At 62.3% G+C, this 24,646-nt stretch carries 26 protein-coding genes; 11 read left to right on the top strand and 15 right to left on the bottom strand.

The features are described from left to right. Positions 1 to 14: 14 nt before the first annotated feature. The gene (locus tag NKH95_RS28230) at positions 15 to 1,049 is read left to right on the top strand and encodes a zinc-dependent alcohol dehydrogenase family protein (protein ID WP_352794652.1); all 1,035 of its coding nucleotides are present in this window, start codon (positions 15 to 17) and stop codon (positions 1,047 to 1,049) included. Here NKH95_RS28230 and NKH95_RS28225 read toward each other — a convergent pair. The 4 genes from NKH95_RS28225 to NKH95_RS28210 form a co-directional block, all read right to left on the bottom strand. Continuing rightward, on the bottom strand, positions 1,012 to 2,349 hold the full coding sequence (locus NKH95_RS28225; protein WP_352893922.1) for an AlbA family DNA-binding domain-containing protein: 1,338 nt from the start codon (positions 2,347 to 2,349) through the stop codon (positions 1,012 to 1,014). The genes NKH95_RS28230 and NKH95_RS28225 overlap by 38 nt on opposite strands. 58 nt (positions 2,350 to 2,407) lie before the next feature. Beyond that, positions 2,408 to 2,695 (bottom strand): Rap1a/Tai family immunity protein, encoded by a 288-nt coding sequence (locus NKH95_RS28220; protein WP_352893930.1) that lies wholly within the window; start codon positions 2,693 to 2,695, stop codon positions 2,408 to 2,410. A 96-nt stretch (positions 2,696 to 2,791) separates the two neighbouring features. After that, complete coding sequence (locus NKH95_RS28215; RefSeq protein ID WP_352794626.1) at positions 2,792 to 3,028, bottom strand: hypothetical protein; 237 nt, start codon at positions 3,026 to 3,028, stop codon at positions 2,792 to 2,794. A gap of 274 nt (positions 3,029 to 3,302) precedes the next feature. Then, positions 3,303 to 4,412 carry a TRAP transporter substrate-binding protein gene (locus NKH95_RS28210; RefSeq protein WP_136621867.1) on the bottom strand — a complete coding sequence of 370 codons (1,110 nt, stop codon included), beginning with the start codon at positions 4,410 to 4,412 and terminating at the stop codon, positions 3,303 to 3,305. Positions 4,413 to 4,675: 263 nt separating this feature from the next. On the opposite strand from NKH95_RS28210, the gene NKH95_RS28205 reads away from it, so the two are divergent. Then, positions 4,676 to 5,449 (top strand): gamma-glutamyl-gamma-aminobutyrate hydrolase family protein, encoded by a 774-nt coding sequence (locus tag NKH95_RS28205; protein WP_126067369.1) that lies wholly within the window; start codon positions 4,676 to 4,678, stop codon positions 5,447 to 5,449. Here the strand turns inward: NKH95_RS28205 and NKH95_RS28200 are convergent, their stop codons facing one another. The 5 genes from NKH95_RS28200 to NKH95_RS28180 all read right to left on the bottom strand — a co-directional run bounded on the left by NKH95_RS28200 (position 5,450) and on the right by NKH95_RS28180 (position 9,495). Continuing rightward, positions 5,450 to 5,854 (bottom strand): hypothetical protein, encoded by a 405-nt coding sequence (locus NKH95_RS28200; RefSeq protein WP_352893929.1) that lies wholly within the window; start codon positions 5,852 to 5,854, stop codon positions 5,450 to 5,452. It abuts the gene before it with no gap. A gap of 77 nt (positions 5,855 to 5,931) precedes the next feature. Further along, the gene (locus NKH95_RS28195; protein WP_352794631.1) at positions 5,932 to 6,915 is read right to left on the bottom strand and encodes a 2-hydroxyacid dehydrogenase; all 984 of its coding nucleotides are present in this window, start codon (positions 6,913 to 6,915) and stop codon (positions 5,932 to 5,934) included. Next, a complete protein-coding gene (locus NKH95_RS28190; protein ID WP_352673202.1) occupies positions 6,912 to 7,934 on the bottom strand; it encodes a LacI family DNA-binding transcriptional regulator in 1,023 nt (340 codons plus the stop codon). The genes NKH95_RS28195 and NKH95_RS28190 overlap by 4 nt, the downstream gene beginning before the upstream one ends. A gap of 77 nt (positions 7,935 to 8,011) precedes the next feature. Continuing rightward, a complete protein-coding gene (locus NKH95_RS28185; RefSeq protein ID WP_032909476.1) occupies positions 8,012 to 8,896 on the bottom strand; it encodes a DMT family transporter in 885 nt (294 codons plus the stop codon). Positions 8,897 to 9,087: 191 nt separating this feature from the next. Then, positions 9,088 to 9,495 (bottom strand): DUF2000 family protein, encoded by a 408-nt coding sequence (locus tag NKH95_RS28180; protein WP_023813609.1) that lies wholly within the window; start codon positions 9,493 to 9,495, stop codon positions 9,088 to 9,090. Between the two features lie 48 nt (positions 9,496 to 9,543). Here NKH95_RS28180 and NKH95_RS28175 point away from each other — a divergent pair, with 48 nt between their 5' ends. Beyond that, positions 9,544 to 10,413 carry an AraC family transcriptional regulator gene (locus tag NKH95_RS28175; RefSeq protein WP_352893919.1) on the top strand — a complete coding sequence of 290 codons (870 nt, stop codon included), beginning with the start codon at positions 9,544 to 9,546 and terminating at the stop codon, positions 10,411 to 10,413. 24 nt (positions 10,414 to 10,437) lie between these two features. On the opposite strand, the gene NKH95_RS28170 is transcribed toward NKH95_RS28175, so the two are convergent. Beyond that, the gene (locus tag NKH95_RS28170) at positions 10,438 to 10,908 is read right to left on the bottom strand and encodes a MarR family winged helix-turn-helix transcriptional regulator (protein WP_127289750.1); all 471 of its coding nucleotides are present in this window, start codon (positions 10,906 to 10,908) and stop codon (positions 10,438 to 10,440) included. 215 nt (positions 10,909 to 11,123) lie between these two features. After that, complete coding sequence (locus NKH95_RS28165) at positions 11,124 to 11,855, bottom strand: intradiol ring-cleavage dioxygenase (protein ID WP_352893917.1); 732 nt, start codon at positions 11,853 to 11,855, stop codon at positions 11,124 to 11,126. A 201-nt stretch (positions 11,856 to 12,056) separates the two neighbouring features. Between NKH95_RS28165 and NKH95_RS28160 the strand changes: the two genes are divergently transcribed. The 4 genes from NKH95_RS28160 (at position 12,057) to NKH95_RS28145 (ending at position 15,082) form a co-directional block, all read left to right on the top strand. Beyond that, the gene (locus NKH95_RS28160; RefSeq protein ID WP_023813612.1) at positions 12,057 to 13,109 is read left to right on the top strand and encodes a CobW family GTP-binding protein; all 1,053 of its coding nucleotides are present in this window, start codon (positions 12,057 to 12,059) and stop codon (positions 13,107 to 13,109) included. An 88-nt stretch (positions 13,110 to 13,197) separates the two neighbouring features. Further along, entirely contained in the window at positions 13,198 to 13,476 is a 279-nt protein-coding gene (locus tag NKH95_RS28155; RefSeq protein ID WP_023813613.1) for a type II toxin-antitoxin system TacA family antitoxin, read from the top strand. Next, a complete protein-coding gene (locus NKH95_RS28150) occupies positions 13,473 to 14,000 on the top strand; it encodes a GNAT family N-acetyltransferase (RefSeq protein ID WP_352442658.1) in 528 nt (175 codons plus the stop codon). The genes NKH95_RS28155 and NKH95_RS28150 overlap by 4 nt, the downstream gene beginning before the upstream one ends. Before the next feature lie 107 nt (positions 14,001 to 14,107). After that, positions 14,108 to 15,082 carry a WD40 repeat domain-containing protein gene (locus NKH95_RS28145; RefSeq protein ID WP_023813614.1) on the top strand — a complete coding sequence of 325 codons (975 nt, stop codon included), beginning with the start codon at positions 14,108 to 14,110 and terminating at the stop codon, positions 15,080 to 15,082. A gap of 6 nt (positions 15,083 to 15,088) precedes the next feature. Here NKH95_RS28145 and NKH95_RS28140 read toward each other — a convergent pair whose 3' ends face one another. Further along, entirely contained in the window at positions 15,089 to 15,541 is a 453-nt protein-coding gene (locus NKH95_RS28140; protein ID WP_023813615.1) for a hypothetical protein, read from the bottom strand. Between the two features lie 156 nt (positions 15,542 to 15,697). Here NKH95_RS28140 and NKH95_RS28135 point away from each other — a divergent pair, with 156 nt between their 5' ends. The 4 genes from NKH95_RS28135 (at position 15,698) to NKH95_RS28120 (ending at position 21,283) form a co-directional block, all read left to right on the top strand. Further along, a complete protein-coding gene (locus NKH95_RS28135) occupies positions 15,698 to 17,077 on the top strand; it encodes an aspartate aminotransferase family protein (RefSeq protein WP_352442657.1) in 1,380 nt (459 codons plus the stop codon). Further along, positions 17,074 to 18,495 carry a glutamine synthetase family protein gene (locus NKH95_RS28130; RefSeq protein ID WP_502895369.1) on the top strand — a complete coding sequence of 474 codons (1,422 nt, stop codon included), beginning with the start codon at positions 17,074 to 17,076 and terminating at the stop codon, positions 18,493 to 18,495. The genes NKH95_RS28135 and NKH95_RS28130 overlap by 4 nt, the downstream gene beginning before the upstream one ends. Before the next feature lie 86 nt (positions 18,496 to 18,581). Continuing rightward, positions 18,582 to 19,817 carry a putative DNA modification/repair radical SAM protein gene (locus tag NKH95_RS28125; protein ID WP_023813618.1) on the top strand — a complete coding sequence of 412 codons (1,236 nt, stop codon included), beginning with the start codon at positions 18,582 to 18,584 and terminating at the stop codon, positions 19,815 to 19,817. 2 nt (positions 19,818 to 19,819) lie between these two features. Next, entirely contained in the window at positions 19,820 to 21,283 is a 1,464-nt protein-coding gene (locus NKH95_RS28120; protein WP_352442655.1) for a UdgX family uracil-DNA binding protein, read from the top strand. Positions 21,284 to 21,346: 63 nt separating this feature from the next. Here the strand turns inward: NKH95_RS28120 and NKH95_RS28115 are convergent, their stop codons facing one another. From NKH95_RS28115 to guaD, 3 genes are all read right to left on the bottom strand, one after another. Further along, a complete protein-coding gene (locus tag NKH95_RS28115; protein WP_352442654.1) occupies positions 21,347 to 22,612 on the bottom strand; it encodes a glycerate kinase type-2 family protein in 1,266 nt (421 codons plus the stop codon). Next, positions 22,609 to 23,112, bottom strand: coding sequence for a heme-degrading domain-containing protein (locus NKH95_RS28110; protein ID WP_128302778.1), 504 nt, complete (start codon positions 23,110 to 23,112; stop codon positions 22,609 to 22,611). Before NKH95_RS28110 ends, NKH95_RS28115 begins: the two co-directional genes overlap by 4 nt. A 217-nt stretch (positions 23,113 to 23,329) precedes the next feature. Next, positions 23,330 to 24,646 carry a guanine deaminase gene (gene guaD / locus NKH95_RS28105; RefSeq protein WP_128302777.1) on the bottom strand — a complete coding sequence of 439 codons (1,317 nt, stop codon included), beginning with the start codon at positions 24,644 to 24,646 and terminating at the stop codon, positions 23,330 to 23,332.

Raw genomic sequence — 24,646 nt, 5'->3', positions numbered from 1 at the left:
CCATGGCGACGATGATGAAAGCGGTTCGGCTGGAAGCGGTGGGCAGCATCGCACTGCGTGACGTCGACAAGCCTGACATCGGGCCGGACGAGCTTCTGGTGCGGATCGAAGCCTGCGGCGTCTGCGGCACGGACCGGCATCTGTTTCACGGTGAATTTCCGTGCACACCGCCGGTGACGCCCGGCCATGAGTTTTCCGGCATCGTCGAGGCGATCGGCAAATCCGTATCGGGCTTTGCCGTCGGCGATCGCGTGACCGGCGACCCCAACATCGCCTGCGGGCGTTGCGCGCACTGTCACGCGGGACGCGTCAACCTGTGCAGCAATTTGCGCGCCATCGGCATTCATCGCGATGGCGGCTTTGCCGACTATCTTGCCTTGCCGCAGAAGCAGGCTTTTGTCCTGCCTGCCGATCTGAAGCCGACACATGGCGCCTTCTGCGAGCCGCTGGGCTGTTGTCTGCACGCGATCGACCTCGGACAGATCAGCCCTGGCTCCACGGTTGTGGTGCTGGGCGGCGGCGTGATCGGCCTGCTCACCGTGCAACTGGCAAGACTGGCCGGGGCCACGACCATCATCCTGTCGACCAGGCAAGCCTCGCGGCGCGCGCTCGCCGAGGATCTCGGCGCCACGGCTTCGGTCGATCCGACCGCCACCGATGTCATCGAAGCCATCGCCGGGTCAGCCGGCCTGGTGCCGGGCGGAGCCGACGTGGTGTTCGAATGCGCCGGCGTGCGAGAGACCGTCGAGCAGTCGATGCGGCTGGCCCGGGCCGGCGGCACGGTCGTCATTGTCGGCGTGACGCCGCAAGGCATGAAAGCGGAATTCGAGCCCTTCGACCTGCTGTTCCGGGAACTGAAGGTGCTCGGTTCCTTCCTCAATCCCTACACCCATCGCCGCGCCGCCGAACTCATCGCTTCCGGTGCGATCGAGATCGACAGGCTGATCTCCAGGCAGGTGCCGCTCGAAGACGCGGCAGCGGTGATCGCCAATCCGCCGGCGCCCGGCGAGATCAAGGTGCTGGTAGTGCCGCGCTGGGCCGTCGCCTAGCCTTGCGCGCAGGCTTGGAAACCGACTTTCGATAGCGCCAACTATCGAACAGAAGATTGGGGCCCAGTCGAAGTTTTGAAAAATCGACGTCTATTCCACATGCCCATCCAATTTGCTCGGCAAACAGTTGGGCAATGTCATCGAACGTCGAATCTACGCCCAGTTCGAGTCGATCGGTCAACGCCGTGAACCTCGAGGCAGCTACGGTTTCGCCGAATGCATCTCCATTGCTGAAGATGACTTGCCCATCCTTGGACGCCCGAAGCTCGCATTCCATCAGAAGCGGCACTTCCACTCGACCTAAATGTCTTCGCAGACGCCACGAATTATACAAAGACCAAATGGCGCCGACAGCGTACCAACCTGGGTAGTGCTTCGTCTTGTCACCATTTGAAACATGCATCCCCGATAGCTCCATTGTGCCGTCGGTCCATATTGTGATTTCCCTCAATCGCCCGTCGTCGTCCTGGTCGGCGGCTTTGATGGCCCCGGCAATAGGTCTCCAACGTGGCGAAGGAAATGTCAGCATCGTCGGCTGACTGCTGAGGAATGGCACATCCGCAACTTGAAATTCTCTACGCCCAACCACTGACGGCAGGTGGGAAATTTGGAAGCTCAGCGCCGGCACTACCGTAAATCGAAAGAAGACATGTGGCGGATACGAAGAGTGGACAAACCGCCGCTCGATCACCTGCTCAAATTGCTTGCGTTGACGATCAAAGGTGCGGTTGACTCGATCGATCGAAGTTCGAGCTTCCCAGAACACGTGCTGCAGGTCGCGCATCGTCATCGGTTCACAAGACGCTCCACGTCTGACGAATGCCCTTGCTGGCCGCCCTACGCCATGCGGCGCGGAGAGCGATTGCGGAACCTTAATCACAATGAATCCGGCGCCGTCTTCGTTCGTTTTTATCGCTCGCACTTCCAGCATTGCTAGTGGAGGGTCGATTACAGCTCGAAGGCTGCTCTCTAACCGTTCGGCGCATTCGGCGACCGACGGGATGGGATCACCCACACCGGCTGAGACCGCGACGCCGTCAGTTAGCTTCTTCTCGCGAACTCCAAGCAGCAAAACGCCGCCAAAGGCATTTGCAAAAGCGACCAGTTCCTCGGCCAAAGCGTCTCTGCTTTTGGATGAGATTTGATCCTGCCGAGCACGCCACTTTTCTTGAGTTCCTAGCTCAAAGTCGGATTTGAATTCCAGTTTTAGCGATTCGGGAACGTTGGACGTAGCTACAGCCTCGAAATCGGAAAGTGTCCACTCGGCGATCGGTCGGCTGCTCATAGCCTCGATATTCAAAACGCTCTCCTAAAGGCAGCAAATTGGAGAGCGTAAATCATGGCATGGATTCCCGCTCTCATGGGCACGGCCAAGCTGCTCGGAAAGACATTCTGACAAGGCTAGGAGCGGGCTGTTGTCGGCTCTCGGGATGATCTTGTAAGAACCGGCAAGTGACTTCCTTCAATTGCCGGATTTGAACACCTTCAGGAAGGCAATAATGCTGAGGCTCAAAAACCTCTCCGTCCACCAGACCCTCAAGGTATCCGAAAACTTGGATCGGTGACTGCATACAAAAATCGTTCAAATCGTTGCCGGTGATGAAGGCCACGATGTTTTGCGAATTCGCTGGCGTGGCAGAAAGCATAAGCGCAAGGCAGATACTTTTTCGCCAAGCATGTATTTGCATGTCCAAAACATAGGAGAAAACTGAGGCCAACGGAAGATGCCCACGATCTGTCACTTATTCGAACACAATGCTGACGGTTGCATCTGGATAGAGGTCGGGGTCCATCGCAATTTTCACGCCGCGGTACTCATCCGGCTTGCCGGCCATCTTGAACAGGCTGTTGCTCATGCGGATTCCGATCGGAAGTCGTTGAGCGTTGTCATCAAGTGCCTGATCTAGCCATCCAAACACCTCATCGGTCGATTCGTCGCCGACAAATGATTTCCTAAGTCCAGGCGTTTGATCTGACATAATCCACCCCCTTCGATCAACTATCGCGGTAGAGCTATTTTTGGTTGGTGAGAATGAGCTAACCGGTAGACATTTGCCAACTATATTCTCGGCTACATTTCGCGACTATCGATGATGTGAGTTTCAAAAATTGACGCGCGGCGGCGTCAGTTCGACGAGCTTCTATTGCCACGCGCCGGGCGGAATACTGGTCGAGGTCAGTTCCTCGCCGGCCTGAAAAGAAAGACCCCGGGCGAGCAGGCCCGGGGTCTTTTGCGTCAATGCGATGGGCTGATTACAGCTTCCCGTTGCGCTGCTGCACCATCATGAAGGTGTCGTAATTGTATTCGGCCACCTGCGCCCAGAGATAATGCTCCTTGCGGAAGCCCTTGATCGATTCCCAGATCTTCTTGAACGGGGCGTTGGAGGCTTCCATTTCGGCATAGACCTCGTTGGCCTTTTCGAAACAGGCGGCCATGATCTCCTGGCTGAACGGGCGCAGTTTCGCGCCGCCAGCCACCAGCCGCTTCACCGCTGCAGGGTTCAGATAATCGTATTTCTGCAGCATGTTGGCGTCGGCCGCTTGTGCCGCGGTGCGCAGCAGCGACTTGTAAGCCGGCGAAAGCTCGTCGTATTTCGCCTTGTTGAACATCAGGTGGACGGTCGGGCCGCCTTCCCACCAGCCGGGATAGTAGTAATAGGGCGCGACCTTGTAGAAGCCGAGCTTCTCGTCGTCATAGGGGCCGACCCATTCGGCGGCGTCGATGGTGCCTTTTTCCAGCGCCGGATAGATATCGCCGCCGGCGATCTGCTGCGGCACGACGCCGAGCTTCTGCACCACTTTACCGGCAAAACCGCCGATGCGCATCTTGAGGCCGGAAAGGTCGGCCACCGTGTTGATTTCCTTGCGGAACCAGCCGCCCATCTGCACGCCGGTGTTGCCGCCAGGCAGGCCGAAAAGGCCCTGCGTGGCGAGGAACTCGTTGAACAGGTCGATGCCGCCGCCATGGTAGTGCCAGGCATTCATGCCGCGCGCGTTGAGCGAGAAGGGAACGGCCGCACCGAGCGCCCATGTCGGGTCCTTGCCCCAGTAATAATATGCCACCGTGTGGCAGGCTTCGACCGTGCCGGCCGTGGTGGCGTCGGCGGCCTGCAGGCCCGGCACCAGCTCGCCGGCGGCGAAGACCTGGATCTGGAAATTGCCATCAGTGGCTTCCGACAGCATCTTGGAAAACACCTCGGCGCCGCCATAGATGGTGTCGAGCGACTTCGGGAAGGACGACGCCAGCCGCCACGTCACCTTGGGATTGGACTGCGCTATTGCAGGCGCCGCCAGCGTGGCCGCTGCCGCTGCGGCACCGACGCCGGTGACACCGGCCTTACGAATGAATGAACGACGATCCATGAAGTTCCTCCCTTTTGGATCAACAGACCGACGTTCGGGATACCTCGTTCCCGTGTCGGTTGGGGGAAAACAATACACAGGCAAAAGGTCGAGTCCAGCACGCTGGCCCGATTCGATGGCGAAGCCGCGCGGCCCTGCAACTATAGTCTAACGAGATGTTTCGTGGCCCATGCGACACGCTGAAACTTGGCATGGAAAAATACCCAGGGATCGCCTATTTTAGAGGCAGGACATCCCTTGCCCAAATGGAACACAGAGCCAAAATGCACCAGCCGCTCGTCGCCATATCGACCGACGTCCGTCAGTTCGACAACTACACCTGGCATGCCGCCCCGCAGCAATATCTGGAAGCGGCGATCACCGGCGCTGGCGTGTTCCCGCTGCTGGTGCCATCGTTCGGCGACCGGCTCGACTTCGACGAGCTCCTGTCGTCAGTCGACGGCGTCATGGTTACCGGCTCGAAATCCAATGTGCATCCTTCGCTCTATGGCGGCGACGCCAGCGAAGCCAATGGCCCCTATGACCCGGCGCGCGACGCCACGACGCTGCCGCTGATCCGCCGGGCGATCGAGCGCGGCGTGCCGCTGCTCGCCATCTGCCGCGGCATCCAGGAATTGAACGTGGCGCTCGGCGGCACGCTGGGCACCGAGATCCAGGAGCGAGAGGGTTCGCTCGACCACCGCGCGCCGGTGAGCGACAAACAGGACGAACGCTTCGCCATCCACCAGACCATTTCGATCAAGCCAGGCAGCTGCCTGGCCGGCGTGTTCGGTGCCGGCGACATCAAGGTCAATTCGTTGCACCGCCAGGCGATCGACCGGCTCGGCTCGAAGCTGCAGATCGAGGCGGTCGCCAGCGATGGCACGGTCGAGGCGGTTTCGGTGCGCGACTCCCGCGCCTTCGCCGTCGGCGTGCAATGGCACCCGGAATATTGGGTCAAGTCGGACAGCAACTCGGTGAAAATATTCCGGGCCTTCGGCGATGCGGTTCGCCTGCACGCCGCAGCGAAGGCTGGCGCGCGGGCCGCAGCGGAATAATCAGTCGCCCGATTTCGGATCGCCGGTGACCGCCAGCGACAGCAGCGGCAGCGCCGGGGCATAGGATTCGTAGCCGTCGCCGTCGGCAGCCGCGAAGGTGACGATCGGATCGAAACCGTTGACGCTGAAGGCGACCGTGCCGTCGTTTTGCTCGCGCCAGAACTTCGCCTGCTCTATGCCCGGCAAGAGCCGACGGCATTTCGGAGCAACGGTGAGCAGCGACAAGCCGTCCGAAATTTCGGCCCCGCGGCTGACTGCACAGGCCGCCTCATCGCCATTGGCGACCAGCCTGTAGCTGTTGGACGGCGTGGCCTCGTTGGCCACGCTTTCCCCGCTGCCTAGATGAAACAGCTGAACGCCGCCAAACAGCGCTGCGGCAGCGATCAATACGGAAAGTGCTTTCATCATTCTTCATCCACGTACACGGATAGGTTGAAGAATGATTCCAAAGGGTTAAGCTGACGTTAATAAGTGAGGCAGCCTCAAGCTCGCGCCTTGACTTCCGCCGTCTCGGGCACCGGGGTCAGCGGACGGCGCTCGGTGAACCAGGAGACCAGATTGTCGACGCAGAGATCCGCCATGGCGCGGCGGGTATGGTCCGAGGCCGAGCCGACATGCGGCAGTAGCGAGGTGTTGGGCGCATCGAGCAGCGCCTTGGGCACGTTCGGTTCGTAGGCAAAGACGTCGAGGCCGGCGGCGGCGATGGTGCCGGTGACAAGGGCTGCCGCAAGCGCCGCCTCGTCAACCGTGCTGCCGCGACCGATGTTGACGAAGACGCCGTTGGCGCCAAGCGCCGACAGGATCTCGGCATTGACCGCCTTCTCCGTCGAGTCGCCCCCCGGCACGACCGAAATCAGCGTATCGACGGCTTCGGCAAGTCCTTGCAGGGTCGCATGGTACTGGTATGGAAGACCTTCGACACGGCGCCGGTTGTGGTAGGCGACCGGCAAGCCAAAAGCTTCCAGACGCCGGGCGATGGCCTGCCCAATGCGGCCCATGCCGAAAATACCCACACTGCGCCCGCGCAAGGTCAGCCGGCTCAGCGGATAGTTGCCGTTGCGCACCCAGCTGCCGTCGCGCAGCCAGGTTTCGGCGCGCGGCAGGTCGCGGATGGTGTTGATCAACAGCCCGATCGTGGTATCGGCGACCTCCTCGGTCAACACGTCGGGCGTGTTGGTAACCATGATGTTCTTCGCTCGGGCATGGCCGACATCGACCGAATCATAGCCGACGCCAAAGGAGGCGATGAGCTCGAGGTTGGGCAATGCATCCATCATCGCCGCGTCGATGCCGGCAAACGAAGCGATGCCGCGCACATCACTGCGCATCTCGTCGGTGACGAGCGCCGGATCGGCGCGTTCGATTCTGACACGCCTGAACGTGCGGTTGATGCGGTCGACCGCATGGTCGTTGAAATCGCCCGGCACCAGGATGGCGACGGATTGCAGCTGTTCGGCCTTGGTCATACACGCTCCACCGGCTTGCCGGTCGACTGACGCACATGCAGTTCCGGCTTGATCAATTCCTGCGAGGGCCGCACCGTCTGGCCGTTGAGCTTGTCGAGCAGCGCGCTGGCGGCGCGGCGGCCAACCTCGCGCTGGCCGTTCCAGACAGTGGTCAGCGCCGGCGTCGCGATCGCCGCTTCCTCAAGGTCATCATAGCCGGTAACGGAGATGTCGACGCCGGGCACAAGGCCGGCACGGGCAATGCCGTTCATGAGGCCGATGGCGACAAGGTCGTTCCAGCAGCAGGCAGCCGTCGGCCTGTCCTTCAGCGCCAGGAACTGTCCGGCGGCCTCGAAGCCGGCCTGCTTGGTGCGCGGCCCGGCGATGCGCCATGACGACCTGACTTCCAGCCCGGCCGCCTCCATCGCATTGACATAGCCCTGGTAGCGGTCACGGCCGGTCGAGGTCTGGTCGGTGCCGCCGATCATGGCGATGCGCTTGTGGCCGAGCGAGATCAGGTGGTTGGTGGCGAGACCTGTCCCGTAAGAGTCGTCGCCGCGAAACACCGGCACGTCGGCACCCTCGACGGTGCGCGCGATCAGTACAGCGGGGAGGCCGTTCTCCTCGGCCATCAGGATGTCGGAAGCCGGAGTGCCTATCGCCGGCGACATGATGACGCCGTCGGCGCCGAGCTGCAAAAGCGTATCGATAAAGGTGCGCTGCTTTTCGAGCTGATCATAATGATTGGACAGGATGAAGGTCTGCCGGCTGCGGTCGAGCTCGCTTTCGATCGAGCGCAGGATCTCGGCGAAGAATGGGTTCATGATGTCGTGGACGACGACGCCGACAATGCCGGAACGCGAGGTGCGCAGGCTGGCGGCGCGTCGGTTGTAGATATAGCCGATGGCGCGGGCATGTTCCTTGATGCGGTCACGGGTGGTCCCGGCAACCAGAGGGCTGTCGCGCAGCGCCAGCGAGACCGTGGCCGTGGACACGCCGAGCGCATCCGCGATCGTCGAAAGCTTGATTTTTTGTGCCAGCGACGTGTGCTCCCCGGACCTGAACTTCCAGACCTAAACTGTTTAAAGGCGGCGTTATGCCACCGATCGGGGGCAAATCAAAGTTTTTTTGCCAACGCTTCGGCCTCGACATCCGAGGCCGCGCGGCTCCGCAGCCGAAGCCTATGCTCGCGATGGACGATGTAGAGACCGCTGGCGACGATGATGGCGGCGCCGACCAATGTCCAGCGGTCGGGAAACTGCTTGAAGACGATCCAGCCGGAAATGATCATCCACACCATCTGCGAATAGGGATAGGGCGCCAAAGCCGTGGTTGTCGCCAGCCGGTAGGCCTGGACCAGCAGCCAGTGACCGACGCCGCCGAACACGCCGAGCATCAGCAGCACGAACCAGTGCCAGCCATCATGCGGCAGGGAAAACGAAAACGGCAGCAGGGGCAACAGCAGCAGCGCCGGCGCCAGCGCCGAAAACAGGATGAGGCTCTCCGATGTCTCGGTCGCCGACATGCGGCGCGTCATGATGACGTAGAAGCAGTTCGACAGCATCGAGCCGAGCGCGAAGAGATGTCCGATGCCGAAAACGCCGACGCCCGGCCGGGTGATGATGAGGACGCCGGCAAAGGCCGCCAGGATCGCCAGCCAGCGCCGCCAGCCGGCCCACTCGCCAAGCAGCGGACCGGCCAGTGCCGTGATCACCATCGGCCCGAAGAAATAGATCGAGGTTGTCTCGGCCAGTTGCAGGGATTTGAGCGCCAGGACATTGAATATGGTCGATCCGAACAGGAACGCGCCACGCAAGATATGCGCCGGCAGGTTGACCGGACGAAACCGCACCGGTTCGCGCCAGCCGCGCAGCAGCGCGCCGACCAGCACCACATGCACGGCAAAGCGCACCCAGGCAACGACCAGCACGGAAACGCCGGCAAGGACGAGGTATTTGCTTGATGTGTCGAGGAAGGTGAAGCAGACATAGGTGGAAAGCATGCACAGGATCGCCACCGGGGGCGTTGCGCTTTCTACATATCTTTGGGGAGCACTCACTTGCAGGCCGGGTGGGAAGCTGGGCTGGAGCCCACCTTTGCGGGAATTGCCGGCTCCCGGCAAGCCAATTGTCGCCAGCCGCGACATGAAAGCCTGCTGGCACAACAAGAGCCGCGGCAGGCGTAGTGCCTTGGCTAGGCGTGCATGCGGGCGCCCTTGGTGATCTTGTCGACCAGCTTCTTGTCGGCGCGAAGCGCGATCCCGACCACCTTGGCGTCTTCAGGCGCGAATTCGGCGAAGACGGCGCGGTTGGCCGCGTCAAAGCCGGTCGAAAACATCTCCTCGACATAGAGCGAGGTCGTCACGCCGCGCTCCAGCGTGCGCCGGTGGATGGCGCCCAACGTTGCCTGGTCGGCGGACAAAACGATGACCGGCTGGATCGACAGCGGGTTGTAGAGATTGCCGGCGCGGTCGCGATAGGGTTCACCGATGATATCGGGAAACTGCGCGACGATGCCGCTGGTCAGGAAAGCGGTGACGTTGAGTTTCTGCCAGACCGGCAGATCTTCCCCGAGCACGATTGCAAATTTCGTATCGAACATGAGACATTGGCCATTCGGTTGTGCCCCAATGCGAGGCTGAAGGAGACGATGTCGCACGATCTAGACAGCCAGGCTTTCAAGGGTCTTGGACGTTTGTGCGTCGATGCGGCGGAAAACCGTATCATCTCCGCCCCCGATCCCGCAGGCATGGAGCGGATCGAGGCGCGCTTCCATGGCAGCGCGTTCGACCTGCATCGCCACGACACCTATGCGATCGGGGTGACGCTGCACGGTGTGCAGACGTTTCGCTATCTCGGCGCTGCGCGCCACAGCCTTCCGGGACAGATCATCGTTCTGCATCCCGACGAGTTGCATGACGGCGGCGCCGGCACCGAGGACGGCCTGCGCTACCGAATGCTCTATCTGGAGCCGTCGCTGATGCTCGGCTGCCTTGGCGGCGCTTCGCTGCCTTTTGTCAGGGATGGCGTGGTGACGGACGCCGCCTTTTGCGCAACGCTGCTTTCGGCGCTGGGTCCGCTGGAGCAGGAACTCGACGAGTTGTTCGTCGACGACTTCCTGACGCAACTGATGCAAAGCCTGATCCGGCATGGCGGCCAGTCGGCGAAGCCGATGACCAGGACGGCGTGGCGGGCGGCTGCGCTAGCACGCGACTATCTTACGGAAAACCTGACCCGGCCGGTGCGCTCCGGTGAACTGGAAGCGGTAACCGGGCTCGACCGCTATGCCTTGTCGCGGCACTTCCGCGCCGCTTTCTCGACCAGTCCGCATCGCTTCCTGGTGATGCGCCGGCTTCAGCGCGCGCGGCGGATGATCGCCGCCGGCGAACCGTTGGCACAGATCGCAGTCGAAGCCGGCTTCAGCGACCAGAGCCATTTTATCAGGCAATTCAAGAAGGCATTCGGCATGACACCGGGACGCTGGTCGTCGCTGATCCAGGGCTCTGCCGCGGCGGCTTGATCGCCTGCCGCGACAATCTGCCGGTCAGTCGTCCGACTCGGCGTCGTCGTCGATGAGCACCAGTTCCTCGTTCGAGAGGTTGGCCTCGATGCGGGCAAGCAGTTTGAACAGCGACTTCTGGTCCTTCTTGTCGAGGCCCTTCAGCGCCTGCTTTTCGGTCTTCTTCACCGATTTCTCGATGGCGTGGATGATGTCGCGACCGGTGTCGGTGAGGAAGATATGCGCCTGACGGGCATCGGCCGACGAAGCGCGCTTCTCCAGAAAACCCTGCGCCTGCAGCCGGTTGATAGTCTTGGTGATGGTCGGCGGGCGCACGCCGAGGCGTCCGGCCAGATTGCCAGGCGTCTGGCCGTCCTCACGGTCGAGCGACAGCATGATCTGGTCCTGGCCGGCATAGAAGCCGTGCGCCAGAAGCCGCGCCGCCAGCGCCGTTCTTGCCAGCCTTGCCGCCGAATGCAGCCGGCTCATTGTCGCAGTCTTGTCCGCCTTGGCCATGGTCTTCCCTCTTCGGCCGTACCGGTGCGGGCAGCATAGAGGCAGCCGGCCGGTTGGCAATCGACGATCAAAAAGATTCCGGTGCTTCAAACAGCTTTGCCGGCAAGCATTGTGGTGTCCGCCGTGGCTAATGCCAGATGTTTATTTCAGTTAGATGACAAACGAATTCCCAGCCGGAGTTTTCGTCGCGAGCAGGGTGGTGGAGTGACCGCCGCTCAGCCGGGCTTCACCGCCACGATCATCAGCGCCTGATAGGCATCCTCCAGTTCGCGCAGCGCAGCCTGCGATTGCGGTCCGGCCCGCCTGGCGATGCCGTCCGCGGCATTCGAGGTGTCGCGCTTGCCGGGCCGGTCATTGTAGGGCGCGACTGTGGTGAATATCTGCTCGCTGAGGCTGTCGGGGAAGAACAACTGTCCGGTCATCACCGAACTGTCGTTAGGGAAGATCTTGAAATGGATATGGGTGGTGCGGCCGCGATACCAGCCGGGATAGATGGTGGCGAAGGAAACGATGCCGCTTGCATCGGTCTTCTTCCAACCACGCAGGAAGGTCTGGCCCGACGTGTCGCCGTCGCGGCCGTCACCCTGTCTGGGATAGCCGGAATGGGCGCCTTGCGCGTCGCAATGCCAGATGTCGACGCGGGCGCCGACAAGCACGCGGCAGGCCGCGTCGACGACCTGCAGCCGGACGTCAAGGGCAATACCTTTCTTGCCTTCGGTGACGTCCGCACGTTCGAGTTTCGGGTCGAAATAGAACGGCCCCTCGGTCACTTCAGGCGTAATGGTGCAGACACCGGCGCCGTTTTCGGACAAGGCCAGTCCGGCATAGGGTAAAGTCTGGTCTGCTATCGCGGCGGCGGGCAGGAAGGCACCACCGCCGGCGGTGACCGCGATCAAACCGAGCGCCTGGCGCCGGCTCATTGAGAAGGAGGATGGCTTGCCGGACATATCTTGCCTCTCGAATTGGCCTCTCGTATCCTGATCTAGGCGGTCACATCGGCTCTCGCCAACGAAAATTCAGCAATGTCGGCAAGCCGGTTTGGCCCATCGGTTTGCCCCGTGCAAAAGCCCGGCACACACCCTATATGGAGCCGACATTCCCTTTTTCTCAGGCCGAATTTTCGAGGCCCAGCACTTTCGAGGCAAGCCATGAGCGACGCACAGACGCAGATCCCCGTAACCGTTCTCACCGGCTATCTCGGCGCCGGCAAGACGACGCTGCTCAACCGCATCCTGTCGGAAAACCACGGCAAGCGCTACGCCGTTATCGTCAACGAATTCGGCGAAATCGGCATCGACAATGATCTGATCGTGGAATCCGACGAGGAAATCTACGAGATGAACAATGGCTGCATTTGCTGCACGGTGCGCGGCGACCTGATCCGTGTCGTCGAGGGCCTGATGCGCCGGCCAGGCCGCTTCGACGCCATCGTGGTCGAGACCACCGGGCTCGCCGATCCGGTGCCGGTGGCGCAGACCTTCTTCATGGACGACGACGTGCGCTCCAAGACCAGGCTTGACGCGGTGGTGGCGCTGGTCGACGCCAAGCATCTGCCGTTACGGCTCAAGGATTCCAGGGAAGCCGAGGACCAGATCGCCTTCGCCGACGTCGTCGTGCTCAACAAGACCGACCTCGTCACATCAGAAGAACTCGCCAAGGTCGAGGCGACGATCCGCGCCATCAATCCGGCGGCGAAGATCCATCGCACGACGCGAGCCGGCGTCGCGCTGACCGAGGTGCTCGACCGCGGGGCCTTCGACCTGTCGAGGGCACTGGAAAACGACCCGCATTTCCTCGAGGCGCATGACGATCACGATCATCATGACCACGATCATGACGGTCACGATCACCACCACCACGATCATGACGGGCACCACCATCACGCTCATGCGTCCGACATCCATGACGTGACAGTGCAGTCGGTGTCGCTGCGCGGTGGCGAGATGGACCCGAAGAAATTCTTCCCGTGGATCGAGAAGATCACCCAGATGGAAGGTCCCAACATCCTGCGGCTGAAAGGCATCATCGCGCTCAAGGGCGACGACGAGCGCTATGTCATCCAGGGTGTCCACATGATCATCGAGGGCGACCACCAGCGCGCCTGGAAGGACGGCGAGAAACATGAGAGCCGGCTAGTGTTCATCGGCCGTGAACTCGACGCCGAGCGGCTGAAGAAGAGCTTTGACGCCTGCCAGGCCTAGGTCCTTCGTAGCGCTGCTCGTTGCGGGTTGAATATCTCTTCATGTACACATATCATGTGTACATGATATTAGCGGCGAGGAGTGACCTATGCCTAGATCAGCCGACAACAAGACCGAGCGCTACCAAATCCGCATTCCGCCTGAGCAGAAGGCGATGATCTCCCGCGCCGCAGCGCTGTCGCACAAGGACATGGCCGACTTTATCCTCGACAAGGTCGTGCCCGAGGCGCAGGCCGTAATAGAGGCAGCGGAGGTGACGAAGGTGTCGGGTCGCGATTTCTCACGCATCCTCGATCTACTGGAACACCCGCCAAGACCCAACGCCAAGCTCAAGGCCGCGATCGCCGCCTTGCCGGACACTCTGTGACGCTTCCGTCCTGGCATGAAGAACCGATTGCGAGACGTCACGATCGGGCTTCCTTCGATTGCGGCGACGCGCAAATGAACGATTTTCTGCGGCGGTTCGCGCGACAGAGCCACGATCAGAATGCAGCCAAGACCTTCTGTGCGATTGATGACGCGGCTTCGGAGCGTATCCTTGGGTTCTATACGATCGCACCGTCTGCAGTCGCCCATGAAACCGTGCCCGAAGCCATGACGAGAGGCTTGGCGCGACACGAGGTTTCCGGTTTCAAGCTTGCACGGCTCGCGACCGACCGCACCGTCGCAGGGCAAGGGCTCGGCGGTCAGTTGCTTGCTGCCGCGGCGTTGCGCTGCCTACGGCTTGCCGGCGAGGGCGGCGGCATCCTACTCATCATCGATGCCAAGAGCGAGCGGGCGGCAAGGTGGTATGCCAGTTATGGCGCCGAGCCCCTCCAAGGATCGGATTTGACCCTGGTGATGCCCCTGGCGACGTTCGCAACCGATCTGCGGGAGAGAGGGCTGCTTTGACAACCGCCTCTCGCGACTTGCCTAACCTCATGGTTGCCGGAACCGCAAACGTCGAGTAAGCCGCCCGGGCTGTCTCTACAATCTCGTCCAGGTGAATAAGAATAGTCATGCCCACAGTCGCCCCGCTTGATCTCGAAGGCCATTGCATCGCCGCCGTCTTTCTCGGTGACGTGCCGCATTTCGCGATGGCCGACGGCGTCGTCCATCGGCTCGACCATGGCCACAAGACAGTTCAGGCCAATGACGGGCTGCTGGCCGCCTTCCATGATGCGGCCAACGACCGGCTGATCACCGGCGGCGAGGACGGCAAGGTGTTTGCCGTGAAAGCGGGCGGCGAGGCCACGGAATTGGCAAGCGCCGCCAGGAAGTGGATCACCAGCGTTGCCGCCGGGCCGCAAGGCGCCATCGCCTATGCCTCAGGCAAGACCGCCTTCGTGCGCTTCGCCGACGGCAAGACCAGGGAATTCACCCATCCGCGTTCGGTCGAGGGCCTGGCCTTCTCGCCCAAGGGCATGCGCTTCGGCGTTGCCCGCTACAATGGCGCGACGCTGCATTTCCCCGCCGCCGAGGGCAAGCCGGTGGAACTCGAATGGGCCGGTGCCCACACCGGCGTCACCTTCTCGCCGGATGGCGCCTTCCTCGTCACCACCATGCAGGAAAACGCGCTGCACGGCTGGAAGCTCGCCGACGGCAAGCACATGCGCATGACCGGCTATCCCGGCAAGGTGAAAAGCCTGTCGTGGAGCGTGAAGGGCAAGTGGCTGGCGAGTTCCGGCGCGCCGGCGGCGATCGTCTGGCCGTTTTCGGGCAAGGATGGGCCGATGGGCAAGGCGCCGCTGGAACTCGGCACGCGAGGCAACGCCATGGTGACGGCTGTCGCCTGCCATCCGAGCCAGGATGTCGTCGCCATAGGCTATGATGACGGCATGGTGATGGCGGTGCGTTTTGCCGACGCCAAGGAAGTGCTGTTGCGACGGCCGGGCAAGGGCTCCATCACCTCGATGATGTGGGACAAGGAAGAACGCCGTGTCGCCTTCGGCAGTGCCGCCGGCGATTGCGGCGTCATCGACATCACGGCCTGACCCCGCTCACTCCGCTCCACACGACACTTTGCCGCTGATTTCAACCGGTTTGCCGTCCTGGTCCGTATCCGCCGCGGCGTCGTAGATGGAGAGCGTATAGCTCCCGTCATAGACGCCTTCGTCGCTGGTCTTGGTCAGGATCGTCAGTTCGATCGAGTTGATCTTTTGCGCGGCCTCGTGCTCACGATAGATGTTCAGCCGCAATTCCTTGCCGTCGAGCCAGTACTGCGTCAGGTTGGAATCCTCGAACACGGTCTTGCGCAGGCTGTCGCCGGCAGGCCGGCTCAGAATTTCGAGGTTGCCGCGAAAGTTGAAGGTCGGCCCGCCCATGCCTCTGGTGACGCCTGCCTCGACCTCGAATGTCGCCGCCGTGTCCTCGGTGGAGCACCAGATGCCGCCCGACGCAAAGGCAGCGCCAGCCGACGACAGAAGCATTGCCACACACATGATCGTTCTCATTTTGCCCCTCCACCTCAAATCCCGCTCATATTGGCGCTGACTTCGGCAGCACGGTCAAGCGCCGCTGCCAAAGGCTGAGCCAACGCAGGACAGATGCGCGGCCAATTGCGGATGCGGACACGGATTGGCTAAGAGGGATCGACCAGAGGGGTTTTCATGCACAGCGATATGTCCAAGACGTCCATCGGCGGCATCGGCCGCGACCGCATTGCCGATTTGCGCGAAACCGAGGGGGCAGCCTTCCGCAAGGCGCGGCCAAAATCGCAAGCCAAGATCGGCAACGGCCTGCCCGGCTTCTTCGGCGGCGTCCCGATGCACTGGATGAACGATTGGCCGACGCCGTTCCCGATCCTGGTCGACAACGCCAGGGGCGCGACGATCACCGACATCGACGGAAACAAGCTCGACGATTTCTGCCTTGGAGACACCGGCTCGATGTTCGGCCATTCGCCGCCACCGGTGGCACGCGCCATCCGCCGCCAGGCCGGACGCGGCCTGACCTATATGCTGCCTTCGGAAGATGCGCTGGCCATAGGGCCGCTGCTGCAGCAGCGCTTCGGCCTGCCGTTCTGGCAGATCGCGACGACGGCGACCGACGCCAACCGCTTTGCGCTGCGTGTTGCCCGTGCCGTCACCGGCCGCGAAAAAATCCTGGTCTTCAACGGCTGCTATCATGGCTCGGTCGACGAGACGATGGTGCGGCTGATCGACGGCAAGCCCGTCAACCGGCCGGGATTGGCGGGCGAGTTCCGCGACCTGACCCGCACGGCCAAGGTCATCGAGTTCAACGATGTTTCAGCACTCGAAGCCGCGCTCAGGGATAAGGATGTGGCCTGCGTCATTGCCGAACCGGTGCTGACCAACTCCTGTATGGTGCTGGCCGATCCGGGTTACCATGACGCCCTGCGCAAACTGACACGCCAAGCCGGCACGCTGCTTCTGATCGACGAGACGCACACGATCTCGACCGGCCCCGGCGGCTATACGAGGAAGTATGGCCTCGACCCGGACCTCTTCGTGCTGGGCAAGCCGATTGCCGGAGGTGTGCCGGCCAGTGTCTGGGGCATGAGCGACGACGTTGCCTCACGCTACGCGGATTACAACAGGACCAAGGAGCCGGGCTATTCCGGCATGGGCACGACGCTGTCGGCCAACCCGCTGCAGTTCGCGGCGATGCGCGCCACGCTCGAAGAGGTGATGACCGAGGGGAATTACGACCGGATGGATCATCTGGCGCGGCGGCTCGATGCCGGGCTGATCGGCGTGATCGATCGCTATCGTCTGCCCTGGCATGTTTCCCGCGTCGGCGCCCGCGTCGAGTTCATCTGTGCGCCCGGTCCGCTGCGCAATGGCGCCGAGGCGGAAATGGCGCATGCACCGGAACTGGAGGCCGCCATCCATGTCGCGCTGGTCAATCGCGGCGTGCTGATCGCACCCTTCCACAACATGATGCTGATCTCGCCGGCGACCTCGGCTGCCCAGGTCAACCGGCTGATCACCGCCTTCGGCGCGGTTGCGGCGAAGCTTGCGGCATGAGACAAGCGGCGATGGACCACCCCAATGCCATGATAACCTCACCTTCGGGCTCGACACCTGCCGAGGCGCAAGCCTTTCTCGACGCCCATCCCGAGATCGAGGCCTTCGATATCGTCCTGACCGATGCCAATGGCGTCGGCCGTGGCAAGATCGTGCGCCGGCATGAGCTGAAAAGCATCTTCGAGGGCGGCCGCCACATGCCGATCTCGATCCTCGGCCTCGATATCACAGGCGAGGATGTACACGAGACCGGGCTGATCTGGACCACCGGCGACGGCGACCTCAGGGCCTGGCCGATCCCCGGCACGCTGGTGCCGCTCTATGGCACGAGCCCGCCGCGCGGCCAGTTGCTGATGGCGATGTACATGCTCGACGGCCGGCCGATGTCGTCGGATCCGCGGCTGGCGCTGGCTCGGCAGGTGGAGATCCTGGCGGCCAAGGGTCTCTATCCGGCCGGCGCCTTCGAACTTGAATTCTTCCTGCTGGCCAACGAACGCGACGCCGACGGCAAGGTGCAGCCCGCGCGCGCCGTGCTCGACGGCCGCGTCTCGGGCAAGACTGAAGTCTATTCGGTCGATCATCTGCACGGCATGGAGCCGCTGTTCTCCGACATCTATGCCGCGGCCAAGGCGCAAGGCATTCCGGCCGAGACGGTGATTTCCGAATATGCGCCCGGCCAGTACGAACTGACGCTGAACTACCGCAAGGATGTGATGCGGGCGGCCGACGATCTGGTCATGCTGAAGCGGCTGGTGCGGGCGCAGGCGCGCCGCCATGGCGTCACCGCCTGTTTCATGGCCAAGCCGATCGAGAAATATGCCGGCTCGGGCATGCATTTCCACGTCTCGCTGCAGGACAAGGCCGGCCGAAACGTCTTTGCCGAAGCCGGCGGCGAGAGCTGGTCGCTGCCGCTGCTGCAGGGGCTTGGTGGCCTCATCCAGACGATGGCGGAATCGATGCTGGTGTTTGCGCCGCACGCCAATTCCTGGCGGCGTTTCGTCTCGCAATCCTATGCGCCGGTGGCGCCGACCTGGGGCGTCAACAACCGCTCGGTGGCGCTACGCGTGCCGGCAGGCGACGCGAAGAACCGGCGCATCGAGCACCGCCCGTCCGGCGTCGACGCCAACCCTTATCTGATCGCCGCGACCGTGCTCGCCGGCATCATCAAGGGCATGGATGAAGGCCTCGATCCGGGCCCCGAAACGACCGGCAACGGCTATGAGGCAGCGGTCACGCGCACGACCATGCCTGTCGACTGGCGCGCCGCGATCGAAGCGGCGCGGACGTCCAGCTTCCTGAAGAACGCGCTCGGCGAGGACCTGCACCGGACGTTCGTGGCGATCAAACAGTCCGAGTATCTGCGGGTGGCACGCACGGTCAGCGAACTGGATTACCACCTCTATCTGCACGAGGTTTGATGGATTCATGATGGGCGGCGATCACTTTTTCGCCGCCTCCATCAAATGAGGTAGCGGATCTCCTGTTCAGAACATATCATGAACATATGAGCGCACTTACCGTCCGTGAAAAGCTGGCGATCCTCTCCGACGCCGCCAAATACGATGCCTCCTGCGCCTCTTCCGGTGCTGCAAAAAAGGATTCCTTGAAATCCGGCGGCATCGGCTCCACCGAAGGCATGGGCATCTGTCATTCCTACGCGCCGGATGGCCGCTGCATTTCCCTTCTCAAGATCCTGCTGACCAATTTCTGCATCTACGATTGCAGCTATTGCATCAACCGCTCGTCGTCCAATGTGCGGCGCGCCCGTTTCACCATCGAAGAGGTGGTGAAACTGACCATGGATTTCTACAGGCGCAACTATATCGAAGGCCTGTTCCTGTCCTCCGGCGTCGTCCGCTCACCGGACGAGACCATGGGCGAGATGGTCGAGGTGGCACGCCGGCTGCGCTTGGAGGAGAAGTTCTCCGGCTACATCCATCTGAAGACGATCCCGGAAAGTTCGGCGGAACTGGTCGAGAAGGCAGGGCTTTATGCCGACCGGCTGTCGATCAACGTTGAACTGCCGACCGATGAGGGCGTGAAGCGGCTGGCGCCCGAGAAGAAGCCGGAGACAATCCGGCTTTCCATGGCCAGGCTGCGCCAGAAGATGGAGGAGAAGGCTGAGCCGACTTTGAAGACCAAGAAGCGCGAACGCTTTGTGCCGGGCGGTCAGTCGACGCAGATGATCATCGGCGCCGACAAGACATCCGACGACGGCATCCTTCACACCAGCGCGCGGCTCTATGGCAGCTATCATCTGCGGCGCGTCTATTACTCGGCTTTCAGCCCCATTCCGGATTCGTCATCGTCGCTGCCCTTGCTGAAACCACCGCTGATGCGCGAGCACCGGCTCTATCAGGCCGACTGGCTGATGCGGTTCTATGGGTTTTCACAGCCGGAAATCCTTGCCGGGAGCAGCGACGGCATGCTCGATCTCGCCATAGACCCGAAGCTCGCCTGGGCGCTGCGCAACCGGGGACAGTTTCCGGTCGACATCAACCGCGCCGACCGCGAAGCGCTGCTGCGGGTGCCGGGTCTCGGCACCAAGGTGGTGGCGAAGATTTTGGAGACGCGCCGGCACCGGCGCATGCGGCTCGAGGACGTCGGACGGATCTGCCAGTCGGTCGCCAAGCTCAGGCCCTTCATCATCGCCGAAGGCTGGTCACCTGGTGCGCTGACCGACAAGGCCGGCCTGCGCGACAGGATCGCCTACTCCTGCGAACAATTATCGTTGTTTTGATCATGCGGCCGGCGCAACTCGATCTCGCCAGATACAGAGTTCGGCTCGACAGCGAGACGGATTTTGCCGGCTGGCGTGACGCGGCACGGCGGCTCGCCCTGAATGAGGTCAGGCCCGAGGACGTCGGCTGGCATGTCGCGCCGGGCTCTGATCAGGCAGAATTGCCTGAAGTGCCTGCGGGCGCGCAGCTCGTCGTGCCGCGCGACTTCATCGGGCATGCCGAAACGGCGTTCTGCCATTCCGATTCCGGCCGGTTTGCCTTTATCTACAGAGTGCTTTGGCGATTGCGCGACGAGCCTAAACTGCTGGAAATCGCGTCGGATCCCGACACCAGGCGGCTTGAGACCATGGAAAAGGCGGTGCGGCGCGACAGCCACAAGATGCACGCCTTCGTGCGCTTCCGAAAAATCGGCGACGGTGCCGATGAGCGCTATGTCGCCTGGTTCGAGCCGGATCATTTCATCGTCGAGCGCAACGCCGATTTCTTCGTCAGGCGTTTCACCGGCATGCGCTGGACGATCCTGACGCCCTATGCCTCCGCCGATTGGGATGGCGAAAGGCTGGCGATGGGGCCGGGTGCTGCCAAGGGCGATGCGCCTGATCAAGACGACACCGAGGCGCTCTGGCGGACTTATTTCGAGAACATCTTCAACCCGGCGCGGCTGAAGGTGAAGGCGATGCAAAGGGAGATGCCAAAGAAATATTGGCGGAACCTTCCCGAGGCCTCGCTCATTCCAGACATGATCGCAGGAGCGGACAAGGCCGCCAAGGACATGATTGCGAAGATGCCGACAACACCCGCGCCGCACCACGCAAAGGTGCAGGCACGGCATTGGCCGAAGCAACAGCCTGCCGAGACGGCGGAGGACGATGCCGCAAGCACGATTTCCGAGTTGCGTGAGGTAGCGAAAGGCTGCCGTCGCTGCCCGCTTTGGCGCGACGCGACGCAGACCGTCTTCGGTGAGGGCCCCGACAATGCCAAAGTGATCTTCGTCGGCGAACAGCCGGGGGATCAGGAGGATCTCGCCGGCAAACCTTTCGTTGGTCCGGCCGGCAAGGTGTTCGATGCGATCCTGGACGATGCCGGTGTCGATCGGCAAAAGGTCTATGTCACCAACGCAGTCAAGCACTTCAAGTTCGAGCCGCGCGGCAAGCGCCGCATCCACTCCAAGCCGAATTCCGGTGAGATTCAGGCCTGCCGCTGGTGGATCGACCAAGAATTCGAGCTGATCAAGCCTAACCTCGCCGTGGCACTCGGCGCGACAGCGGCGATGTCGCTGCTCGGCAAGGCGATCCCGGTGACAAAGATGCGCGGACAAGTGATCGAGCGCGAGGACGGATTGCGCGTGTTCATCACCATCCATCCCTCCTTCATCCTGCGCATCCACGATCGGGCGGACAAGGAAGCCGAACGCGAACGGTTCCTGCAGGATATGAAGCTGGTGAAGCGGCTGATGGCCGCCTGATCAGTTTTGTTTTTGCGCGATTCCAGACGGAAAACCGCTTCACACTTCCTGGAATTGCTTCAGCTACCTGATCAGAATTGCCCTGAGATCGTTGACATTCGTACCGGTCGGGCCGGGTACGAAAAGATCGCCAACCGCGTTGAAGGCCGTCCAGGCATTGTTGCCGGCAAGCATAGCCTTGGCGTCCACCCCGGCTGCGCGCATGCGCGATACGGTCGAGCCATCGGCGAAGGCGCCGGCATTGTCTTCCGAACCGTCGATGCCGTCGGTGTCGGCGGCCAGCGCGTGAATGCCGTCGACGCCATTGATGCCGATGGCGAAGGCCAGCAGGAATTCCGAATTGCGGCCGCCCTTGCCTTTTGCGCGCAGCGTCACGGTTGTCTCGCCGCCCGACAGGATCAGCACCGGCTTTTGAAATGGCCGGTTGCGCGTCGCCACTTCGCGCGCGATCGCGGCATGGACGCCGCCGACTTCGCGCGCTTCGCCCTCGATCGCATCGGAGAGGATGATGGCTTCAACGCCTTGCCGTTTCGCTTCCGCAACAGCCGCTTCGAGCGACACCCCGGCCGAAGCGATCAAATGCACCTCGTTGCGCGAAAAGCGCTCGTCATCCGGGCTTGGCGCATCGGCGGCCGGCGAATTGATATGCGCCATCACCGAGGCCGGCAGTTTCATGCCATAGGCCGATATCGAGGCCAGCGCGTCTGCGCGGCTGCCTGTATCCGGTACGGTTGGGCCGGAGGCGACCATTGCCGGATTGTCGCCGGGAATATCGGAGACGATCAGCGACACCACCCTGGCCGGCCATGCGGCCGCTGCCAGCCTGCCGCCCTTGATGGTGGAAAGGTGCTTGCGGATGGTGTTCATCGCCGCGATCGGCGCACCCGAGGCGAGCAGCGCCTCATTGACGGCGATCTCGTCGGCCAACGTCAAGCCGCCAGCGGGCGACGGCAACAGCGCCGATCCGCCGCCGGAAATCAGCGCCACCACTAGGTCATCCTCAGTCAGACCCTGGACCTTGGCGAGCAGGCGCCGCGAGGCTTCCAGACCGGCAGCGTCCGGCACCGGATGAGCCGCCTCGATGATCTCGATGCGCTCGCAGGTCGCGCCATAGCCATAGCGGGTGACGACCAGCCCTTCGATCGGGCCGGCCCACACTTTCTCGAACGCTGCCGCCATCTGCGCCGAGCCTTTGCCCGCGCCGATGACGATGGTACGGCCCTTTGGCTTGGCCGGCAGATGATCCCGGATGGTTCGTTCCGGATCGGCGGCGGCAACGGCGGCGTTGAAGATGGAGGTCAGGAAGGCCTTGGGATCGAGCACGGTCATTCGGCGTCCCGAGGCAATGCCAAGCCGCGCTTGTCGACGCCCAAATGATCGCACAGCGCATCGACGACGAGGCCATGATCCTCCCGCTCCGGCAGTCCGGAGACGGCGATCACACCAATGACGCCGGCGCCCGTGACGGTCACCGGAAAGCCACCGCCGGCCAGCACGTAGTCGGCAATATCCAGCCCTTCGCCGATCTTGAAGCTGCGGTCCGGGCGCTGCTGTTCCAGCACCATGTGGTAGGTGCTTCTCAGGAACCGCTTGACCACATTGGTCTTGCGTCGCGCCCAGTCGGGGTTCGAGGCGTTCGAACCCGGCATCGCGGCGTAGAACAGCGGCCGATCCCACAGCCTGACGTCGACAATGATGGGCAGTTTCTCGGCAATTGCACGATCGCGAATGGCGGAGCCGATTTTGAAAGCGACGGCCTCGTCGAAGGTGGCGAAGACAAGGGTCTCTTCCTGTCTCTTGATCAGAGCGATGTCGTCAGCAACGGCCATTTTCTTTCTCCGAAATCGTCACACGTCGTGTGTACGACAAGCTCCGCTCGGTCAAGCTTCCGTGGAGCGGCCCCCTCATCCGGCCGCTTCGCGGCCACCTTCTCCCCGGTGGGGAGAAGAGGAAGCGTCGGCACTGGCGATCTCCTCTCCCCTCGGGGAGAGGTCGGATTGCCCCGAATTGCCCTTGCAATTCGGTTGGCAATCCGGGTGAGGGTTCTTACCCCGCGATCATATCCGCCTTGGCTGGCCGCCCCGCCACATAAACCTCGCGGACAGTGCGGTCGTCACCCAGCGTCTGCAGCAGGAACAGTTCCTGCGCCAGCGTCTCGACCGTTTCCATCCTGAGCCGCATCGCCGGCGTTGCCCTGGCGTCCAGCACGACGATGTCGGCATCGCTGCCTTCATCCAGCGTGCCGATCTTGTCAGCCACCGACAGCGCCTCGGCATTGCCGCGCGTCATCTGCCAGAAGGACTGGAGCGGGTTGAGCTTCTCTCCGTTCAGCGCGATCACCTTGTAGCCCTCGTCCATGGTACGCAGCATGGAGTAGTTGGTGCCGCCGCCGACATCGGTGGCAGCGGCGATCCGGACCGGCTTGCCGCGGCGCCGGAAGCGCTGGTAGTCGAACAGGCCGGAACCGAGGAACAGGTTGGAGGTCGGGCAGAACACCGCTACCGAGCCCGAGTCCGAAAGCGCATCCGCTTCGCGCTCCGACAGATGGATGCAATGTCCAAACAGGCTCTTTTTGCCCAACAGCCCGTAGTGCTCGTAAACGTCGGTATAGTCGCGCGACCACGGGTAGAGTTCCTGCGTGAAAGCGATTTCGGCGTGGTTTTCCGACAGATGCGTCTGCATGTGCAGGTCGGGATATTCCAGACACAGCGCGCCCGCCATCTCCATCTGCTCCGGCGACGAGGTGATGGCGAAGCGCGGCGTGATGGCGTAGTGCTGCCGTCCCTTGCCATGCCATTCCTTGATCAGCGCCTTCGTGTCGTCGTAACCGGATTGCGGTGTGTCGAGCACGCCGTCGGGAGCATTGCGATCCATCATCACCTTGCCGGCAATGTTGAGCATGTTGCGGTCATGCGACTCGGCGAAAAAGGCTTCGGCTGAAGCCTTGTGCACCGAGCAGTAGGCGGCGACCGTTGTTGTACCGTGGCGCACCATTTCGTCGAGGAACAGCCGCGCGATGCGGCGGCCGTGCTGGGCGTTGGCGAACTTCGTTTCCTCCGGAAAAGTGTAGGTTTTCAACCAGTCGAGCAGTTCTGCGCCATAGGAGGCGATGACCTGCATCTGCGGAAAATGCACATGGGCATCTATAAAGCCGGGCAGCAGCAGATGCGGCCGATGGTCGATTCTCTTCACCGTTTCGCCGGCCTGCTTTTCAACCTCGGCATAGGCGCCGGCGGCGACGATCCTGCCGTCGCGGATCAGCAGGCCGCCATCCTCTTCGTAGCGCCAGGCGGAATGGTCGTCGATGGTTTGCGGCCAGCGCACGAAGGACAGCGTGCGGCCGCGCAGAAGTGTCGAGGTCAT

Origin of the sequence: Mesorhizobium sp. M0848 (assembly GCF_040319805.1) — a bacterium.
Lineage (GTDB): Bacteria > Pseudomonadota > Alphaproteobacteria > Rhizobiales > Rhizobiaceae > Mesorhizobium.
The sequence above is the reverse complement of the archived record's forward strand: the minus strand, read 5'-3'. Positions and strand labels throughout refer to the sequence as shown.

Excerpts from the sequence above, each read along its gene's own strand:
- NKH95_RS28230 (WP_352794652.1), top strand. The coding sequence starts at position 15 with ATGAAAGCGGTTCGGCTGGAAGCGGTGGGCAGCATCGCACTGCGTGAC.
- NKH95_RS28220 (WP_352893930.1), bottom strand. The coding sequence starts at position 2,695 with ATGCTTTCTGCCACGCCAGCGAATTCGCAAAACATCGTGGCCTTCATC.
- NKH95_RS28215 (WP_352794626.1), bottom strand. The coding sequence starts at position 3,028 with ATGTCAGATCAAACGCCTGGACTTAGGAAATCATTTGTCGGCGACGAA.
- NKH95_RS28210 (WP_136621867.1), bottom strand. The coding sequence starts at position 4,412 with ATGGATCGTCGTTCATTCATTCGTAAGGCCGGTGTCACCGGCGTCGGT.
- NKH95_RS28205 (WP_126067369.1), top strand. The coding sequence starts at position 4,676 with ATGCACCAGCCGCTCGTCGCCATATCGACCGACGTCCGTCAGTTCGAC.
- NKH95_RS28200 (WP_352893929.1), bottom strand. The coding sequence starts at position 5,854 with ATGAAAGCACTTTCCGTATTGATCGCTGCCGCAGCGCTGTTTGGCGGC.
- NKH95_RS28195 (WP_352794631.1), bottom strand. The coding sequence starts at position 6,915 with ATGACCAAGGCCGAACAGCTGCAATCCGTCGCCATCCTGGTGCCGGGC.
- NKH95_RS28185 (WP_032909476.1), bottom strand. The coding sequence starts at position 8,896 with ATGCTTTCCACCTATGTCTGCTTCACCTTCCTCGACACATCAAGCAAA.
- NKH95_RS28180 (WP_023813609.1), bottom strand. The coding sequence starts at position 9,495 with ATGTTCGATACGAAATTTGCAATCGTGCTCGGGGAAGATCTGCCGGTC.
- NKH95_RS28175 (WP_352893919.1), top strand. The coding sequence starts at position 9,544 with ATGTCGCACGATCTAGACAGCCAGGCTTTCAAGGGTCTTGGACGTTTG.
- NKH95_RS28170 (WP_127289750.1), bottom strand. The coding sequence starts at position 10,908 with ATGGCCAAGGCGGACAAGACTGCGACAATGAGCCGGCTGCATTCGGCG.
- NKH95_RS28165 (WP_352893917.1), bottom strand. The coding sequence starts at position 11,855 with ATGTCCGGCAAGCCATCCTCCTTCTCAATGAGCCGGCGCCAGGCGCTC.
- NKH95_RS28160 (WP_023813612.1), top strand. The coding sequence starts at position 12,057 with ATGAGCGACGCACAGACGCAGATCCCCGTAACCGTTCTCACCGGCTAT.
- NKH95_RS28155 (WP_023813613.1), top strand. The coding sequence starts at position 13,198 with ATGCCTAGATCAGCCGACAACAAGACCGAGCGCTACCAAATCCGCATT.
- NKH95_RS28145 (WP_023813614.1), top strand. The coding sequence starts at position 14,108 with ATGCCCACAGTCGCCCCGCTTGATCTCGAAGGCCATTGCATCGCCGCC.
- NKH95_RS28140 (WP_023813615.1), bottom strand. The coding sequence starts at position 15,541 with ATGAGAACGATCATGTGTGTGGCAATGCTTCTGTCGTCGGCTGGCGCT.
- NKH95_RS28135 (WP_352442657.1), top strand. The coding sequence starts at position 15,698 with ATGCACAGCGATATGTCCAAGACGTCCATCGGCGGCATCGGCCGCGAC.
- NKH95_RS28130 (WP_502895369.1), top strand. The coding sequence starts at position 17,074 with ATGAGACAAGCGGCGATGGACCACCCCAATGCCATGATAACCTCACCT.
- NKH95_RS28125 (WP_023813618.1), top strand. The coding sequence starts at position 18,582 with ATGAGCGCACTTACCGTCCGTGAAAAGCTGGCGATCCTCTCCGACGCC.
- NKH95_RS28120 (WP_352442655.1), top strand. The coding sequence starts at position 19,820 with ATGCGGCCGGCGCAACTCGATCTCGCCAGATACAGAGTTCGGCTCGAC.
- NKH95_RS28115 (WP_352442654.1), bottom strand. The coding sequence starts at position 22,612 with ATGACCGTGCTCGATCCCAAGGCCTTCCTGACCTCCATCTTCAACGCC.
- NKH95_RS28110 (WP_128302778.1), bottom strand. The coding sequence starts at position 23,112 with ATGGCCGTTGCTGACGACATCGCTCTGATCAAGAGACAGGAAGAGACC.
- guaD (WP_128302777.1), bottom strand. The coding sequence starts at position 24,646 with ATGACCTCGACACTTCTGCGCGGCCGCACGCTGTCCTTCGTGCGCTGG.